13 protein-coding genes and 1 pseudogene are annotated in these 16,617 nt (G+C 73.9%); 8 read left to right on the forward strand and 6 right to left on the reverse strand.

Features of this window, described 5'->3' with window-relative positions; translation table 11 throughout:
* The first annotated feature begins 84 nt into the window (after window positions 1-84).
* Genes HDA34_RS05650 through HDA34_RS05665 form a run of 4 tightly spaced genes read left to right on the forward strand, consistent with a single transcriptional unit; the run spans window position 85 to window position 4,541 of the window.
* The gene (locus tag HDA34_RS05650) at window positions 85-1,611 is read left to right on the forward strand and encodes a CoA-acylating methylmalonate-semialdehyde dehydrogenase (protein ID WP_095353576.1); all 1,527 of its coding nucleotides are present in this window, start codon (window positions 85-87) and stop codon (window positions 1,609-1,611) included.
* Window positions 1,612-1,645: 34 nt separating this feature from the next.
* Complete coding sequence (gene mmsB / locus HDA34_RS05655) at window positions 1,646-2,563, forward strand: 3-hydroxyisobutyrate dehydrogenase (RefSeq protein ID WP_041102792.1); 918 nt, start codon at window positions 1,646-1,648, stop codon at window positions 2,561-2,563.
* Window positions 2,560-3,357, forward strand: a complete 798-nt coding sequence (locus HDA34_RS05660; RefSeq protein WP_134376992.1) for an enoyl-CoA hydratase — start codon at window positions 2,560-2,562, stop codon at window positions 3,355-3,357. The genes mmsB and HDA34_RS05660 overlap by 4 nt, the downstream gene beginning before the upstream one ends.
* On the forward strand, window positions 3,354-4,541 hold the full coding sequence (locus tag HDA34_RS05665; protein ID WP_134376993.1) for an enoyl-CoA hydratase/isomerase family protein: 1,188 nt from the start codon (window positions 3,354-3,356) through the stop codon (window positions 4,539-4,541). The genes HDA34_RS05660 and HDA34_RS05665 overlap by 4 nt, the downstream gene beginning before the upstream one ends.
* 86 nt (window positions 4,542-4,627) lie before the next feature.
* Here HDA34_RS05665 and HDA34_RS05670 read toward each other — a convergent pair.
* Window positions 4,628-5,761 (reverse strand): annotated as a pseudogene (locus HDA34_RS05670) (acyl-CoA dehydrogenase family protein).
* A 165-nt stretch (window positions 5,762-5,926) separates the two neighbouring features.
* On the opposite strand from HDA34_RS05670, the gene HDA34_RS05675 reads away from it, so the two are divergent.
* Complete coding sequence (locus HDA34_RS05675; RefSeq protein ID WP_041102878.1) at window positions 5,927-6,874, forward strand: PaaI family thioesterase; 948 nt, start codon at window positions 5,927-5,929, stop codon at window positions 6,872-6,874.
* A gap of 133 nt (window positions 6,875-7,007) precedes the next feature.
* Here HDA34_RS05675 and HDA34_RS05680 read toward each other — a convergent pair whose 3' ends face one another.
* Genes HDA34_RS05680 through HDA34_RS05690 form a run of 3 tightly spaced genes read right to left on the reverse strand, consistent with a single transcriptional unit; the run spans window position 7,008 to window position 10,568 of the window.
* Window positions 7,008-8,699 (reverse strand): cytochrome b/b6 domain-containing protein, encoded by a 1,692-nt coding sequence (locus HDA34_RS05680; RefSeq protein ID WP_233437063.1) that lies wholly within the window; start codon window positions 8,697-8,699, stop codon window positions 7,008-7,010.
* A 52-nt stretch (window positions 8,700-8,751) separates the two neighbouring features.
* The gene (locus HDA34_RS05685; protein ID WP_036315473.1) at window positions 8,752-9,789 is read right to left on the reverse strand and encodes an electron transfer flavoprotein subunit alpha/FixB family protein; all 1,038 of its coding nucleotides are present in this window, start codon (window positions 9,787-9,789) and stop codon (window positions 8,752-8,754) included.
* Window positions 9,786-10,568: an electron transfer flavoprotein subunit beta/FixA family protein gene (locus tag HDA34_RS05690; protein WP_044658703.1), complete on the reverse strand. Its 783-nt coding sequence runs from the start codon at window positions 10,566-10,568 to the stop codon at window positions 9,786-9,788. Before HDA34_RS05690 ends, HDA34_RS05685 begins: the two co-directional genes overlap by 4 nt.
* 179 nt (window positions 10,569-10,747) lie before the next feature.
* Between HDA34_RS05690 and HDA34_RS05695 the strand changes: the two genes are divergently transcribed.
* From HDA34_RS05695 to HDA34_RS05705, 3 genes are all read left to right on the forward strand, one after another.
* On the forward strand, window positions 10,748-11,647 hold the full coding sequence (locus HDA34_RS05695; RefSeq protein WP_134376994.1) for an NUDIX hydrolase: 900 nt from the start codon (window positions 10,748-10,750) through the stop codon (window positions 11,645-11,647).
* Window positions 11,648-11,832: 185 nt separating this feature from the next.
* Complete coding sequence (locus tag HDA34_RS05700) at window positions 11,833-13,251, forward strand: L-serine ammonia-lyase (protein WP_095347320.1); 1,419 nt, start codon at window positions 11,833-11,835, stop codon at window positions 13,249-13,251.
* Window positions 13,252-13,358: 107 nt separating this feature from the next.
* The gene (locus HDA34_RS05705) at window positions 13,359-14,456 is read left to right on the forward strand and encodes a YihY/virulence factor BrkB family protein (protein WP_227717929.1); all 1,098 of its coding nucleotides are present in this window, start codon (window positions 13,359-13,361) and stop codon (window positions 14,454-14,456) included.
* A gap of 20 nt (window positions 14,457-14,476) precedes the next feature.
* Here HDA34_RS05705 and HDA34_RS05710 read toward each other — a convergent pair whose 3' ends face one another.
* Both HDA34_RS05710 and HDA34_RS05715 read right to left on the reverse strand, forming a co-directional pair.
* On the reverse strand, window positions 14,477-15,457 hold the full coding sequence (locus HDA34_RS05710; protein WP_134376995.1) for a thermonuclease family protein: 981 nt from the start codon (window positions 15,455-15,457) through the stop codon (window positions 14,477-14,479).
* 150 nt (window positions 15,458-15,607) lie between these two features.
* Window positions 15,608-16,540, reverse strand: a complete 933-nt coding sequence (locus tag HDA34_RS05715; RefSeq protein ID WP_041102773.1) for a TspO/MBR family protein — start codon at window positions 16,538-16,540, stop codon at window positions 15,608-15,610.
* Window positions 16,541-16,617 lie beyond the last annotated feature (77 nt).

Here is a 16,617-nt window from a genome sequence, read left to right on the forward strand (position 1 = left end):
CACACACACAGCCGGGCCCGTCACGCCCGCCGTGGGCGGCGCCGCCCGGCGTCCGCCTTCCGCCTGGACCCGCGAGGAGCCCCCATGTCCCAGAAGACCGCGCCCACCGAGACCGCCCCCGTGATCCCCCACTTCGTGCACGGCGAGCGGCGCGAGGGCGCCTCCGGCCGGCACGGCGACGTCTACCACCCGGCCACGGGCGGCGTGGCGGGGCGCGTGCCGCTGGCCTCCGCCGAGGAGATCGACGCCGCCCTGGCCTCCGCCGAGGAGGGCTTCGCCGCGTGGTCGAGGCTGAACCCGCAGCGCCGCGGCCGCATCCTGCTGCGCTGGGTCGACCTGATCAACGAGAACATGGACGAGCTGGCCACCGTGCTCGCCCAGGAGCACGGCAAGACCTTCCCGGACGCCAAGGGCGACATCCAGCGCGGCATCGAGGTCGTGGAGTTCGCCGCGGGCGCCCCGCACCTGCTCAAGGGTGAGTTCACCGCCGACGCGGGCACCGGCATCGACGTGCACTCCATCCGCCAGCCGCTCGGCGTGGCCGTGGGCATCACGCCCTTCAACTTCCCGGCGATGATCCCGCTGTGGAAGGCCGGCATCGCCCTGGCGGCGGGCAACGCCTTCGTCCTCAAGCCCTCCGAGCGCGACCCCTCCGTCCCGGTGCGCCTGGCCGAGCTGGCCCTCGAGGCCGGCATGCCCGCCGGCGCCCTCAACGTGGTGCACGGCGACAAGGCCGCCGTGGACGCGCTCATCGAGGACCCGCGCGTCAAGGCCGTCGGCTTCGTCGGCTCCACCCCGATCGCGCAGTCCATCTACGCGCACGCCGCCCGCATGGGCAAGCGCGCCCAGTGCTTCGGCGGGGCCAAGAACCACGCCGTGATCATGCCGGACGCGGACCTCGAGATGGCCGCCGACGCCCTGGTCGGCGCCGCCTTCGGCTCCGCCGGCGAGCGCTGCATGGCGATCTCCGTGGCCGTCCCGGTCGGCGAGGAGACCGCCGACCGCCTGATCGCGCTGCTCCGCGAGCGCATCAAGGGCCTCACGGTCGGCCCGTCGCTCGAGGCGTCCTCGGACTTCGGCCCCGTCGTCTCGAAGGACGCGAAGGAGCGCATCGAGGGCTACATCGCGGCCGGCGTCGAGGCGGGCGCCGAACTGGTCGAGGACGGCCGGGGCGTCGTCGTCGAGGGCCACGAGGACGGCTTCTACGTGGGCGCCACCCTGTTCGACCGCGTCACCCCGGAGATGAGCATCTACCGCGAGGAGATCTTCGGCCCGGTGCTCTCCGTGGTCCGTGCGAAGGACTACGAGGAGGCGCTCACGCTCGTGAACGAGCACGAGTTCGGCAACGGCGTGGCCATCTTCACCCGCGACGGCGACGCCGCCCGCGACTTCTCCACCCGCGTGGACACCGGCATGGTCGGCGTGAACGTGCCGATCCCCGTGCCGATCGCCTACTACACCTTCGGCGGCTGGAAGGCCTCCGGCTTCGGCGACCTGAACCAGCACGGCACGGACGGGCTGAAGTTCTACACCAAGACGAAGACCGTCACCACGCGCTGGCCCTCCGGCGTGCGCGAGGGCGCCAGCTTCGTGATGCCGGCCGGCTCCTGACCGCCCCGCAGCCCGTCCCGACCAGGAGGACCCCATGACCACCGTTCTGTTCCTCGGCCTCGGCCACATGGGCGGCCCCATGGCCGCCAACCTCGCCGCCGCGGGCCACCGCGTGCTCGGCTTCGACCTCGTCCCCGAGGCCCTCGAGAAGGCCCGTGCGGCCGGCGTCGAGACCGTCACGGACACGGCCGCGGCGGCCGCGGAGGCCGACGTCGTGCTGACCATGCTCCCCCACGGACGCCTGGTGCTGGACGTCTACCGGGGTGAGGACGGCGACGGCGGCCTGCTCGCCGCCGCCCGGCCCGGCACCGTGTTCCTGGACTGCTCGACCATCGACGTCGCCGAGGCCCGCGAGGCGGCCGCGGCGGCGGAGGCGGCGGGCATGCGGGCGGCCGACGCGCCGGTCTCGGGCGGCCAGGTGGGCGCCGAGGCCGGCACCCTCGCCTTCATGGTGGGCGCCTCGGACGAGGTGTACGCCGAGGTGCTGCCGCTGCTCGAGGTCATGGGCGCGCGGATCGTGCACTGCGGGGCCGCCGGCCTGGGCCAGGCCGCGAAGATCTGCAACAACATGGTGCTGGGGGTCACGCAGATCGCCGTCGCCGAGGCCTTCGTCCTGGGCGAGCGCCTGGGCCTGCAGCACCAGGCCCTGTACGACGTGATGAGCAAGGCCTCCGGGCAGTGCTGGTCCCTGACCACCAACTGCCCGGTGCCCGGCCCCGTCCCCGGCTCCCCCGCGAACCGGGACTTCCAGCCCGGCTTCGCCGGCGCCCTGATGGCCAAGGACCTCGGGCTCGCGCTCGCGGCCCTGGACGAGCAGGGCGTGGCGGCCGACCTGGGCCGCCTCGCGCAGGCCAAATACGCCGAGTACGCCGCCGGAGAAGGCGCCGCCCGCGACTTTTCCGGCATCATCGAGGACATCCGAGCATCACACACGGACAGGAGCGAGGCATGAGCGAGCAGACCACCCCGGACGGCGCCGAGTCGCCGATCATCGTGGAGCGGCAGGGCCGGGTCGGCCACATCCGCCTGAACCGGCCGAAGGCCCTGAACGCGCTGAACGAGGCGACGATGCGTGCTGTCGTCGCGGCGGTGCAGGAGCTGGACACCGACCCGGAGATCGGGGCGATCCTGCTCTCCGGCTCCCCCAAGGCGTTCGCCGCCGGCGCGGACATCAAGGAGATGGCCACCAAGGAGTTCTCCGAGATGTACGCGGCCGACTGGTTCGCCGGCTGGGACGGGCTCACCCGTGCCCGCACCCCCATCGTGGCGTGCGTGACCGGCTACGCCCTCGGCGGCGGCTGCGAGCTGGCCATGATGGCCGATGTGCTCGTGGCCGGCGAGGGCGCGAAGTTCGGCCAGCCCGAGATCAACCTCGGCGTCATCCCCGGCATGGGCGGATCCCAGCGCCTGACCCGCGCCGTGGGCAAGGCGAAGGCCATGGACATGATCCTCACCGGCCGCATGATCGGGGCGGAGGAGGCCGAGCGCATCGGACTCGTCTCCCGCGTGGTGGCCGACGAGAATGCCCTCGAGGAGGCGCTGGAGGTGGCCGCGACCATCGCGTCCAAGTCCAAGCCGGCCTCCTGGATGGCCAAGGAGGCCGTCAACGCCGCGTTCGAGACCACGCTTGCCCAGGGCATCGCCTTCGAGCGCCGCGTGTTCCACGCCGCGTTCGCCACGGCGGACCAGAAGGAGGGCATGGACGCGTTCACGGCCAAGCGCGAGGCGGGGTGGCGGCACCGATGAGCGACGCGCAGACCACCGCGACGACGGCCCCCGCGGCCGCACAGGAGGGCGCGGCGGGCGAGGTGCTCCTCGAGGTCCGCGACGGCCTCGGCCGCATCACGCTGAACCGTCCGCGCGCCCTGAACGCGCTGACGCAGGACATGGTCCGGGCGATCGACGCGGCCCTGACCGACTGGGCCGCGGACCCCGCCGTGCGCGGCGTGCTGATCCGCGGTGCCGGCGAGAAGGGGCTGTGCGCCGGCGGCGACGTCGTCTCCCTGCGCTCCTCCCTCCTGGCCGGGCGGTTCGCGGAGGCCGAGCAGTTCTTCCGCGACGAGTACGCGATGAACGAGCGCATCGCGGCCTACCCCAAGCCGTACGTGGCCTTCATGGACGGGGTCGTCCTGGGCGGCGGCATGGGCGTGTCCGCGCACGGCTCGCACCGCGTGGCCACCGAGCGGACCCGCGCCGGCATGCCCGAGACGGCGATCGGGTTCACCCCCGACGTCGGCGGCTCCTTCCACCTCGCCCGCGCACCCTTCCAGGCGGGCCGGCACCTGGCCGCGACCTCGGCGCACGCCTCCGGGTCCGACGCGGTGGCCCTGGGCCTGGCGGACGTCTTCGTGGAGTCCGCCCGGCTGGACGAGCTCGAGCAGGCCCTCGCCGCGGCGTTCGGCGCCCTCGGCCCGGCCGCGGACGCGGGCGCGCGCGACGAGGCCGCCTTCGCCGCCGCCGACGAGGTGCTGGCCCGGTTCGCGGTGGCCGAGGACGCACGGCCCGCCACCGCGCTGGTGGCCGGCCGGGAGTGGATCGAGGACGTCTACGACCGGGAGACGGCCGCCGAGGTCCTCGCCGCCCTGGACGAGCGCGCCGCCGCTGGCGGGGAGCACGCCGAGGCCGCGGGGCAGGCCGCCGAGGCCATCCGCACCAAGTCCCCGACCGCCGTCGCCGTGGCCCACGAGGCCCAGCGCCGGCTGGCCGCGCGCGGAGCGGACCTGACCGTGGCCGACGCACTGCGCCAGGAGTTCACGATCGCCACCCACCTGATGCGCGAGCCGGACATGGCCGAGGGCATCCGCGCGCTGCTCGTGGACAAGGACAAGGATCCGACGTGGAGCCCGGCCCGGCTCGAGGACGTCTCGGCCGAGGACGTGGCCGGGCACTTCGAGCCCGTGTCCGGGGTGGACCCGCTGCAGCTCGGCTGAGCCCGCCCCGACGGACCGCGCCCCGTGGTCACGTGCGCTGACCGCGGGGCGCCGTGCTGTGCGGGCGACCGGGCAGGCCCCCGGCGTCAGCCGATCAGGCCGCGACCCACGATCATGCGCATGATCTCGTTGGAGCCCTCGAGGATCCGGTGCACGCGCAGGTCCCGGACGAGCTTCTCCACGCCGTACTCGTGCAGGTAGCCGTAGCCGCCGTGCAGCTGCAGGGCGGTGTCGGCGGCCTCGTAGCCGGACTCGGTGGCCACGAGCTTGGCCATGGCGCACAGGCGCACGGTGTCCGGGTCGTTGCGGTCCAGGGCGTCCGCGGCGCGCATGAGCATCGTGTGGGCGGTCTCCAGCTTCACGGACATGTCCGCGAGCTCGAAGACGAGGGCCTGCTTGGTGGTGAGCGGCTCGCCGAACGCGCTGCGCTCCTTGAGGTAGCGGGTGGCCTTGTCCAGGGCGGCCAGGCCGCCGCCGATCGAGCAGGCGCCGATGTTCAGGCGGCCGCCGTTGAGGCCCTTCATGGCGATGCGGAAGCCGTCGCCCTCCTCGCCGAGGCGGTCGGCCACGGGCACGCGGACGTCCTCGAAGATCACCTGGCGCGTGGGCTGGGTGTGCCAGCCCATCTTCTTCTCGTTGGGGCCGAAGGACAGGCCGGGGGTGTCCTTGTGGACCACGACGGCGGAGATCCCCCGGGCGCCCGTGTCCGCGGTGCGGCACATGACCACGTAGTAGCCGGAGGAGCCGGCGCCGGAGATGAACTGCTTGACGCCGTTGAGGACGTAGTGGTCGCCGTCGCGGACGGCGCGGGTCTTCAGCGCGGCCGCGTCCGAGCCGGCGCCGGGTTCGGTGAGGCAGTAGCTGGCCAGGTGCTCCATGCCCACGAGGTCGGGGATCCAGCGGGCGCGCTGCTCGTCGCTGCCGAAGGAGTCGATCATCCAGGCGACCATGTTGTGGATGGAGATGTAGGCGGCGAAGGCCGGGTCCGCCTTGGCGAGCTCCTCGAAGATCAGGATCGCGTCCGTGCGCGCCAGGCCGGTGCCGCCGTGCTCCTCCCCCACGTAGATGCCGCCCAGGCCGAGCTCGCCGGCCTCGGCGAGGACGTCCACCGGGAAATGCTACTCGGCGTCCCAGTCGAGGGCGTGCGGGGCGACGCGCTGCTCGGCGAAGTCGCGGACGGCGTCGACCAGGGCCTTCTGGTCATCGGTGATGGGGAACATGGGTTCGTCCTCCTGGGGCTCGGTCCGGCCGCGCGGGCGGTCCACGACGGGGTGGGGCGGGGGTGACACCGCGGGCGGCGACAGGGTGTGACTGTCATCACCATGATAATAGGACATCCAATGATTTGCCGTGTCGCCACCGGGCCGTGGGCTAGCGTGCTCCCCGTGCAGACCACCACCAGCCCCACCTCGGACTCGCCCACCGGCCCCCGCTCCCACGCCTCCGGCCGCACGGAACAGCTGTTCGGCATCCGCCGCCACGCGCTGATGAGAGAGCGGGACGGTGCCCTCAACCCTGCCGCGTTCGAGGTCGGCCCATGGTGCCTCGACCTGGACGGCCGGCCCACCGGCGCGGCGGCCACCGTGATCATGGACAACGCCACGGCGGTGGCCGTGCACCACGCGGCCCGGGACATCGAGACCGTGGTCACCACCGAGCTGCAGGTCAACGTGCTCGGCCCGCTGCCCGCCTTCGACGCGGCGGCGGTCACAGCCGGGGACGAGGACGGCCCGCTGCTGGAGTGCTGGACCCGCCCGCTGGCCTGGGATGCCGGCGGCGGCGTGGCCCGCGCGTGGCTCGAGGACGCGGACGGGCGTCGCGTCGTCGAGGCGACCGGCTGGTTCCAGTCGGTGCCGGCCGGAGCGCCGGAGCGGATGGCCGAGTTCGTCGCGGCCGGACGGCTGCCCCGCGGGGCCGAGACCCGTGTGCCCATGCCGGAGCTGCTCGCCGCCCGCCCCGAGTCGCTGCCGACGGCCGATCCGGACACGCGCCCCGCCGTCGCCGCGGCGCCGACCGCGGGCGCCCGCTTCGCCCCGAAGCCGGAGCTGGCCAACCCGTCGGGCGCGGTCCACGGCGGGGCCATGACGCTGCGGGCGGTCACCGCCGCGCAGGCGGCCATGCCGGACCGCGAGCGCTACGACGTCCAGGCCGTGCGCGTGGTGTTCGTGCGCCCGGGGCATGGCGAGATGGTCGCCCTCACGCGGGTGCGGCACGCGGGCCGGTCCCTGCGCCTCGTGGACGTGGACCTCGTGCCGGTCGGCGCCGACGGCGTCCCCGTGGCCGACAAGCCGATGGTCCAGGTGCAGGTCACCTTCCGCGCTGCTCGGAGCTGACGCCCCGCCCGCCCGAGCGCCCGAGCGCTTTCGAACGTGAGAGAGGCCCTATCCCACGTTCGAGAGCGCTCATTCCCCCGACATCACGTTCGAAAGTCCCGGGAGGAGGAGGGGCCGTCGTCGTGCGGCCGGCTCAGCGGCCCACGGTGCCGAACCGGGAGGCCACGGGGGCCGTGAAGGCGGGCTTCAGGAAGAACCACGCGGCGGCGGTGACCGCCACGCTCACGAGGAACACCACGAGGCCCCACGCGTCGGTGGCACCGCCCCGCGAGGTGTACATGTGGTTCAAGTTCGTCAGCAGGCCCGTGAAGGCCACGAGGAACACGTGCACCACGATGAACGCCACGAAGAAGACCATCACCGGGAAGTGCACCTTGCGGGCCACCTCCATGGGGAACGCCTTGTTCAGTCCCTTGGCCTCCGTGGGGAACCACGAGGACATGCGCCAGCCCGTGAGGGCGGCGAGCGGGGCGGCCACGAACACCACCAGCGCGTAGGAGAGCATCTGCAGCGCGTTGTAATGCACCCAGCCGTTCTCCGTGGGCCAGTCCAGGGACAGGTACTGGATGCCGGCGGACAGGGCGTGCTGGAACACGTGCGGGTCCGTGGGCACGATCCGCGCCCAGTGGCCGGTGACGATCAGCAGCACCACGAAGATCACGCCGTTGAGCAGCCACAGCGCGTCGAGGGCCTGGTGCGTCCAGATGGTGAGCGAGAACTTCTTCGGGGTGTTGCCCCGCGCGGAGAACAGGCCGTCCTTCGTCGGAGTGAAGTTGGCCGGAGGCCGCGTCTCGTGACGGATCTGCAGGCCCGTCCGGATGATCAGCACCATCAGGAACATGTTCAGGAAGTGCTGCCAGCCCATCCACCAGGGCATCCCCTCGGGGGTGCCCTCGGGCAGGACCGGGTGCCCGTCGTAGGTCGCGATGAAGTCCGCCACCGGGTCGAGGCTCCGCAGCCAGCGTCCGGCCAGCACTGCGAGCAGCGCCAGCACGACGACGCCGGCCACCGCCGGCAGCGCCTTGCGCAGGCGGGACGGGGCGGCGGATTCGGCGGCGTCCGTCTCCGCGGCCCGAGCGGGCGTGCCGGTGGCGGCCCCGGGGGCGGCCCGGGGCGGCTGCGCGGTGGAGGCCGGCGGGGCCGAACGGGTGTCCGGCGCGGTGGGAGCCGGCTCCGCAGCCGGCGCCGCGGCCACGGGGGCGGCGACGGCCGGTTCCGCATCGGCCGGCTCCGCGGCGGCGGGCTCGGCGGTGGCCGGCTCGGCGACGACCTCCTGCGCCACCATCTCCGGCGCGGTGGGGCCGCCCACGGCGGCGAGCTCGGTGAACCACTCCCCCTCCCGGGCGAACGGCACGTACCCGGCCATGCGTCGCCGCTTCGCGAGCGGCACGAGGTCGGACTCCACGGGAGCGCCCACCCCGGCCGCGGCCGGCGCACCGGTCGCGGAGGCGACGACGGCCGCCACGTCCGGCACGACGGGCTCGGTCTCCGCGGGTGCGGGGGCCCGCGTCGGGGACGCCGAGGCGGCGATCGGCTCGGGCGCGACGGACCGCGCCGGGGCGGCGGCCGGGATCGATCCCGCGGCCGGGGCGGGGGCGCCGCCGAGCCACTCGGCCTCGCGGGCGAACGGGACGTACCCGGCCATGCGGCGTCGCGCGGACAGGGGCGTGAGGCCCGACGTCGGCGCGGTCGGCGCCACCGGGACGGCGGCCGCGGCCGAGGCGGGGGCCGCCGTCGTGGTGTCCTGCGCCGGGGCGGGGGCGGGCTCGGTCTCGGCCGGGGCGCCCTTCAGGGGGACGTAGCCGGCCATTCGCTGCTTGGGCATGCTTCTCCTCGTCCGAGGGGCGCGGTCCGCAGCGGACCGCGCCCGCACCGGTTCAGCCGCGGCGGGTGCGCAGCTGCTCGATGACCTGCGGGACCACCTGGAAGATGTCCCCGACCACGCCGAAGTCGGCGTGCTCGAAGATCTCGGCGTCCTCGTTCTTGTCGATCGCCACGATGGTCTTGGCGGTCTTCATGCCGGCCAGGTGCTGGATGGCGCCGGAGATGCCGAGGGCGATGTACAGGTTCGGGGACACGATCACGCCGGTCTGGCCCACCTGGCGCTCGGCCGCGGTGTAGCCGGAGTCGACGGCGGCACGCGAGGCGCCCACGGCGGCGCCGAGCTCGTCGGCGAGCTGCTCGACGATCGCGAAGCCCTCCTCGGAGCCCACGCCGCGTCCGCCGGCGACGACGGTCTTGGCGCCGCGCAACGGCGGACGGGCGGAGTTCTGCGTGCGGGCGTTCACCTCGAGCACCCGGGCGCCGGCGGTCACCGGGCCCAGCTCGGCGGCGGCCAGCTCCACGACCTCGGGCGCCTCGACGGCCGGGGCCCGGTCCGCGACGGCGCCGGGGCGCATGGTGATGATCCGGGGGCCGCCCTCGCCGGTGGACTCGCTGAGGTAGTCGCCTCCGAACACGGAGTGGCGGGCGATGACCTCGTCGTCGGCCCAGCGCAGCCCCACGGCATCCGCGCAGACGGGGCCGCGGGCGCGGACGGACAGGCGGCCGGCCACCGCGCGGGACTCAGGACTGCCGGAGAGCAGCACGGCCACGGGCGCGGTGCGGGCGGCCGCGGCGGCGAGGGCCTGCACGGCGGCGTCGCCGAGGGTGGTGGCGGCGTCGTCGGCCACGAGGACGTGGACGCGCGTGGCGCCGTACTCCCCCAGCCGGGCGACGGCGGCGTCCCTGCCCTCCGCATCGGTCACGAGGACGGCCTCGGGCACGCCCACGGTGGCGGCCGCGCCGAGCAGCTCGGCCACGACCGGGCGGAGCGCGCCGTCCGCGCCGATCTCGGCGTGCACCAGCACGGTCTGACCGCTGTTCGCGGCGTCGGTCTGCGTCGTCATCTCGGTCTCCTCCACGTTCGCGCTCACACGAGCCCCCGACCCGCGAGGAACTCCACCAGCCGCTCGGCGGCGGTGCCGTCGTCGGTGATCTTCTCGCCCGCGGCGCGCTCGGGACGCGTGTCCGCCGAGACCATCACGGAGCGGTAGGCGGCCTCGGCCGGGCCCGCGGCGATGCCGAGGTCGGCCAGGGACAGCACGGTGAGCGGCTTCTTCTTGGCCGCCATGATGTTCTTGAAGTTCGGGAACCGCGGCTCGGCGGTCTTCTCCGTCAGGCTCGCCACGGCGGGCAGGGCGACGGCGGCGCGTACGTCCGCGTCCGAGGTCGCCACGGTGCCGGTCAGCTCGCCGTCGGTCAGCTCGGGGGCCTCGGCGTGCGGCAGGTAGGGCCGGTCCAGGAGCTCGGCGACCATGGCCGGCACCACGCCGGTGCCGCCGTCCGTGGACACCGTGCCGGCGAGCACGAGGTCGGCGCCCTCCTTCTCGACGGCCGCGGCGATCACACGGGCCGTCTCCACGGCGTCCGAGCCGACGAGCGCGTCGTCGGTGATCTGCACGGCGGAGTCTGCGCCCATGGCCAGCATCTTGCGCAGGGTCTTCGAGGAGTCCTCGGGGCCCACCGTCAGGGCCACGACCTCGACGTCCGCGCCGGCGTCCCGCCAGCCCAGGGCGACCTCCATGACGCGCTCGCTGATCTCGTCCGGCACGGGCTCGGCCGCGCCGTCGCGCACCACCCAGCCGGTCTCCAGGCTCAGCTCACGCTCCTGCCACGTGTCCGGCACCTGCTTGGCCAGCACCAGGATCTTCACGGCCTCTCCTCCTCGGCTCACGGTCTCGCCCCGGGGCCTCCGCCCCGAGCACGGTGACTTACGCTACAGACTACGGGTCCGCGCACATCCGGGCCGCATGACCCCCGCGCGGGAGCGGCCGGGGCCGCCGTCGTCGGCCCGTGCGTCCGGACCATGATCGCCCGAACCGAGGAGGCACCGTGAGCCCCGCCGCCCCGCCCGCCGAGGACCGGCCCCGGGTCCCGGCGGTGCCCGCCTCCTCCCTCGTGCTGGTCCGGCCCGGGGCCGGCGGCGAGATCTCGGTGTTCACCGTCCGCCGCGCCGGGACCATGGCCTTCAGCGCCCACGCCACGGCCTTCCCCGGCGGCCGCGTGGACCCCGCGGACGACCTGTCGGACCGATTGTGGGAGGGCACGGATCTGGCCGACTGGGGCCGGCGCCTGGGGCTGCCGCACGAGCCCGTGGACGCCCACCGCACCCTCACGGAGCTCGACCCCGCCGAGGGCGCCGGCCGCGTGCTGGCCGCCGCCGTCCGCGAGACGTTCGAGGAGACCGGAGTGCTCCTGGCCCGGGACGCCGTCACCGGCACCCCCGTGGACCCGGCCCGGGTGGCCGCGTTCCCCGACGAGCTGCGCGACGCCGTCGAGCGCCACGAGGTGGACTTCGGGGAGCTGCTCGACCGCGAGGGGCTGCGCCCCGACGCCCGCGCGCTCGTGCCGTGGTCCCGGTGGATCACCCCCCACGGGGGCCCGCGCCGCTACGACACGTTCTTCTTCGCCGTCCACCTGCCACAGGGCCAGTCCCCCGAGCGGATGTCCTCCGAGGCGGCCAGCCACGGCTGGGCGTCCCCCGCCGAGCTGCTGCGCCGCTTCCGGGCCGGCGAGGTCAACCTGATGGCCCCCACATGGTGGCAGCTGCGCACCCTGGTCGACGCCGGCGAGGACATCCACGCGGGCCGCTCCCGGTTCGAGCCCCTCGAGGGGGTCATGCTCGTGGCCGGGCAGGGGCCCGTGTTCCCCCACGCGGACGAGTATCTGCGTGACCTGACGGCGTTCCGCGCGGCCGCGCAGGTGGAGGAGTCCAAGGACAACATCCTCTGAGCGCTCCCGGCTCCGGACCGTGCGGCGGGCGACGGGCCGGAGAGCACCGCGGACCACGACCCGCGACCCCATGGCCTGCCGGGCCCCGTGCCCCTAGTCTGGTCTGCACCGGATCACCCGGCTCCGCGCGTCCGGCCCACACCCCCCGGCCACCGCGCGTCCCGCTCGCACCCTAGGAGCACTGCATGGCGCTCAGCGTCCTCGACCTGTTCTCGATCGGCATCGGCCCGTCCTCGTCCCACACCGTGGGGCCCATGCGCGCTGCCCGCCGCTTCACGGACAGCATGGGCCAGCACGGCGTCCTCGAGCGCACGGCCCGCGTGCACGCCGAGCTGTTCGGCTCGCTGGCGGCCACCGGCGTGGGCCACGGCTCGGACACCGCGGTGCTGCTCGGCCTGGCCGGCCAGGACCCCGAGACCATCGACCCGGACGCCTGCACCGGGCTCGTGGAGGAGATCGTCACGGGCGGTCGGCTGCCCCTGGACGGGCGCCACGAGATCGCCTTCGACCGGCAGGGCGACCTGACGCTGCACATGCGCGAGTCCCTGCCCGGGCATCCGAACGGCATGCGCCTGACCGCCTACGACGACGCCGGCGAACAGCTTCACACCCGCGACTACTACTCCGTGGGCGGCGGCTTCGTGGTCACCTCGGACGAGCTCGAGGCCGAGTTGGACGCCACCAAGGACGTCAACCGCACCGACGACGGCGACACCGGCGAACCGTACCCCTTCTCCACGGGCGCCGAGCTCGCCGCCCGCTGTCACGAGGCGGGCCTGAGCATCGCGGAGCTCATGCTCGCCAACGAGGCCACCCGCCACGACCTCGACGAGCTGCGCACCCAGCTGCTGGCCATCTGGGCCGTCATGGAGGAATGCGTCCACAACGGCGTGTCCCGCACCGAGCCGATCCTGCCCGGCGGACTGAAGGTCCGCCGTCGGGCCCCCGCGCTGCGGGAGCACCTGCTCCAGACCACCGACCGCACCGACCCTATGTGGGCCATGGAGTGGGTCAACCTCTTCGCGCTCGCGGTGAACGAGGAGAACGCCTCGGGCGGGCGCATCGTCACCGCGCCCACGAACGGCGCCGCGGGCATCATCCCGGCCGTCATGCTCTACTACATGCGCTTCGTGCTCCCCGAGGGCGCCACGCAGCAGGAGCGGGACGACAAGGTGGTCGAGTTCCTGCTCACCGCGGCGGCGATCGGCATCCTGTACAAGCGCAACGCCTCCATCTCCGGCGCCGAGGTCGGCTGCCAGGGCGAGGTCGGCTCCGCCTGCTCCATGGCGGCGGGCGCGCTGTGCGCCGTGCTCGGCGGCACCGTGGACCAGGTGGAGAACGCGGCCGAGATCGGGATCGAGCACAACCTCGGGCTGACGTGCGACCCCGTGGGCGGCCTCGTCCAGGTGCCGTGCATCGAACGCAACGCGATCGCGTCCGTGAAGGCCATCAACGCGGCCCGGCTGGCGCTGCTCGGGGACGGCTCGCACCGGGTGACCCTGGACCAGGCCATCACGACCATGCGCGACACCGGCGCGGACATGAAGTCCAAGTACAAGGAGACCTCGCGCGGCGGCCTGGCCGTGAACGTCATCGAGTGCTGATCGCCCGGGTCCGCGGCCCAGCGCCGCTCCGGTCGGGACGGACGGGGCACCCGTCCGCTACCGTGGGGCCCGACCCGCACCCTGCCCCCGAGCGCGAGAGGACCGACGTGGCCATTCATCCTGTGGACGCGACCCTGGAGGCCGCGAAGATCGATCCCGACCAGCGTGCCGAGAGGCTCAAGGGCGTGAAGCTCGACGGCGCCGGCTGGAAGTACGCGCTCACACGCGCGCTCAAGGAGTTCGGCAACGACGGCGGCACCGACCTGGCCGCGAAGCTCACCTACTACCTGGTGCTCTCGCTGGCTCCTTCCCTGCTGGCCGTGTTCTCCATCCTGTCCCTCGTGCTCGCCTCCAACCGCGGGGCCATCGACGATCTGCTGGGGGAGCTGACCGGCCTGGTCCCGAGCGACTACCAGCCGCTCGTCACGAACCTGGTGACCACCATGAGCGACTCGGCCGGCTCAGGCGGCGGGATCATCGCCCTCATCATCGGCATCGCGACCGCCCTGTGGTCCGCCTCCGCGTACGTGAAGGCGTTCAACCGCTCGGCCAACACGGTGTACGGCTACGAGGAGGGCCGCGGCCTGGTGAAGCTGACGCTGACCAACCTGCTCACCACGCTCATCCTGATCGTGGGCATCGTGGTCGTGCTGCTCTCGCTGGCGCTGAACCGCTCGCTCGTGGACGGCTTCCTCCAGCCGATCGCCGGGCCGCTCGGCATGACCGGCGTGGTGAACTTCCTCTCGGACACGTTCCTGCCGGTGTGGGCGTGGGCGAAGTGGCCTGTCGTCGTCGTGATCCTGCTGGTGCTGATCGCGACCCTGTACTACACCACCCCGAACGTCCAGAAGCCGCGCTTCCACCTCTTCGGCCCCGGCAACATCGTGGCGCTGGTGGGCATGGTGCTGGCCGCGGTGGCCCTGTCCGTGTACTTCACGCAGTTCGCCGGCTACTCGGCGTACGGTGCGATCGGCACGGTCATGGCGCTGCTGTTCGCCCTGTGGATCTTCAACATCGTGCTGCTGCTCGGCCTGGAGGTCGACGCCGAGGTGGAGCGTGCCCGCCAGCTCGAGGCCGGCCTGCCCGCCGAGGCTCGGGTGCAGCTGCCCCCGAAGGACGTGGCCGGGGTGGAGAAGCGCGCCGAGAAGCAGACGGCCGTGGAGGAGCGCGGCTACGAGCTGCGGGCGGTCCACGAGGGCCGCTGACCGCACCCGATGCGGCGCCCTCAGCGCCGGGCCGCGCGGTAGCCGCCCGCCTGCGCCGCGGAGGCGGAGGCGTAGCAGTGGCGCGCGTTGGTCTTGCCGTAGTGCTGCTGACCGGGCATGTGGTAGATGCCCGAGTTGTCGTTGGCCTTGACCGGGTGGGAGTCCGGGCACACGGAGTCGGCTCCGCTCACCGGCCCCGCGTCGCCGGCCGCGGGGGCCGCCTCCGGGGCGGGGGCCGGGGCCGCCTCCGGGATGGGCTCGGCCGCGGTGCCGCACTCCCCGGAGAACCTGCCGACGCCGTTCGCCCGGGCCTCCTCCCACGCCGCCTCGACCTCGGGCAGGAAACGGTCGTTGCCGTCGAAGACCGCCGGCTCGCCGTAGCCCAGGCGGGCCATCTCGGCGTTGACCAGGACGTCGTGCGCGTACACGCCGGCGAGGAGGCGGTCGTAGCGGTCGTAGAGCCGGCGATCGTACCGCAGCACCACCGTGTCGCCGGGGCTGATCATCGACTTCAGCGCCGCCGTCGCCTCCGGTCCCATGCACTCGACCGGCTTCGAGGGGTGGTGGGTCTCGGGGGTGTCGATGTTGAGCAGGCGCACCCGCGTGGACACCTCGCCGAGGGTCACGCGGAGCGTGTCGCCGTCCGAGATCGACTCGACCGTGACCACGTCTCCCTCGACGTCGGCCGGGGCGGCGGGCGCCGCCGGCTCGGCACTGCGGGAGCCCTCAGCGGCACGCGACTCGGCGGCCCCGCTCGAGGACGACGCTGCGGCGCGCGAGCTCTGCGCGGCGGAGGAGGCGGCCAGCGACGACGCAGCGGCACGGCTCGTCGCAGCCCCGTCGACGGAGGGGGTGGGCGTCGTCGGCATCGTGCTGACCGACGCGGAGGTGTCGGCATCGCTCGCCGGGGTGACGCCGTCGTCGGTGGCGGTGCAGCCGGTGAGCAGGAGCAGGGACAGTGCGGCCGCGGGGAGCGCCGCGCGCAGACGGGCAAGGGGCACGAGGATCCTGGAGGGGAAGGGACGGGGACATGACGAAGGCCCCGCCGTGAGGCGGGGCCTTCGGATCACCACATCATCGCATGTGGGAGGCACAGGTGTTGCCGCACGTCACGACAGCATCGGTCCCCGTTCCGTCAATGACGACGGGGGTCAGCGACGGCCGTCGATGGGGTCGCCGCCGCCGTCGAGTGCGTCGAGGACGAGGTCGCGGGCCTCGCCCGTCGCGGACCGGCGGGAGAGCAGCAGCGCGGCCAGCCAGCACAGCAGGACGATCGCCGCGCCGCCCCACGCCAGGAGGGCGAGGCTGCCCGAGAGCAGCCCCGTGCCGTCCGCGCGGCCGACGCCGATCCACACCAGACCCCACGCGAGCGCGAACGCCGGAGCCGGGCGGCCGCCGTTGTACACGGCCGTGAACGCGCCGATCAGCACGGCCACCACGAGCATCACCTTCGCCCAGAGGGACGACTGCCCCGGATCGCCGACGACGCCGGTCGAGGCCAGCCACGCGGCCAGGTTCGCCACGGCGGCGATCGAGACCCAGCCCAGATGCAGGCCCTGCACCCCGTCCAGGAGGATCCGCTCCCCCCAGCTGTGCGCGCGGACGGATTCGAGGAGCACCAGGATCCACGCCAGGCACGTCAGCAGCAGCGCGATCACCACGACGCTCAGCCCCAGCAGCCCGGCCTGCACCGTCCAGATCCACGCGGCGTTGAGCAGCACCGAGACCAGGATCCACGGTCGCAGGCGGTCGTGACGGGCGGACTGGGCCGAGGCGAGGAACTGCCACACGGCGTACGCCAGCAGCCCCGCGTAGATCACGGACCAGATGCCGAACGCGGGGGTCGCCGGGGAGACCCAGGTGGCGTCCGGGCCGAGCCAGCCGCCCGCGGCCTCGGCCACGGGGGTCAGGCCGCCGACGACGCCGGAGCCCAGGAACGCGGCCACGACCGCGAGGATCACGACCACGAGCATGGCCACCCGGCCGCCCGTCGAGGACAGCCCCGTCCCCGAGCTGGGGACGCGCGCCGCGGCGTCGGGGCCGAAGGGGCTGCGGGACGGGCCGAGGTCGGTGGCGGTGCTCATGGGTGCTCCCGTGGGGTGATCGTCGGGGGTGTGCCCCGGGCGGGGCGGGTCTCAGGGTCAGCGTAGCCGCCGGGCCC

The organism is Micrococcus luteus, from assembly GCF_014138885.1.
Taxonomy (GTDB): domain Bacteria; phylum Actinomycetota; class Actinomycetes; order Actinomycetales; family Micrococcaceae; genus Micrococcus; species Micrococcus luteus.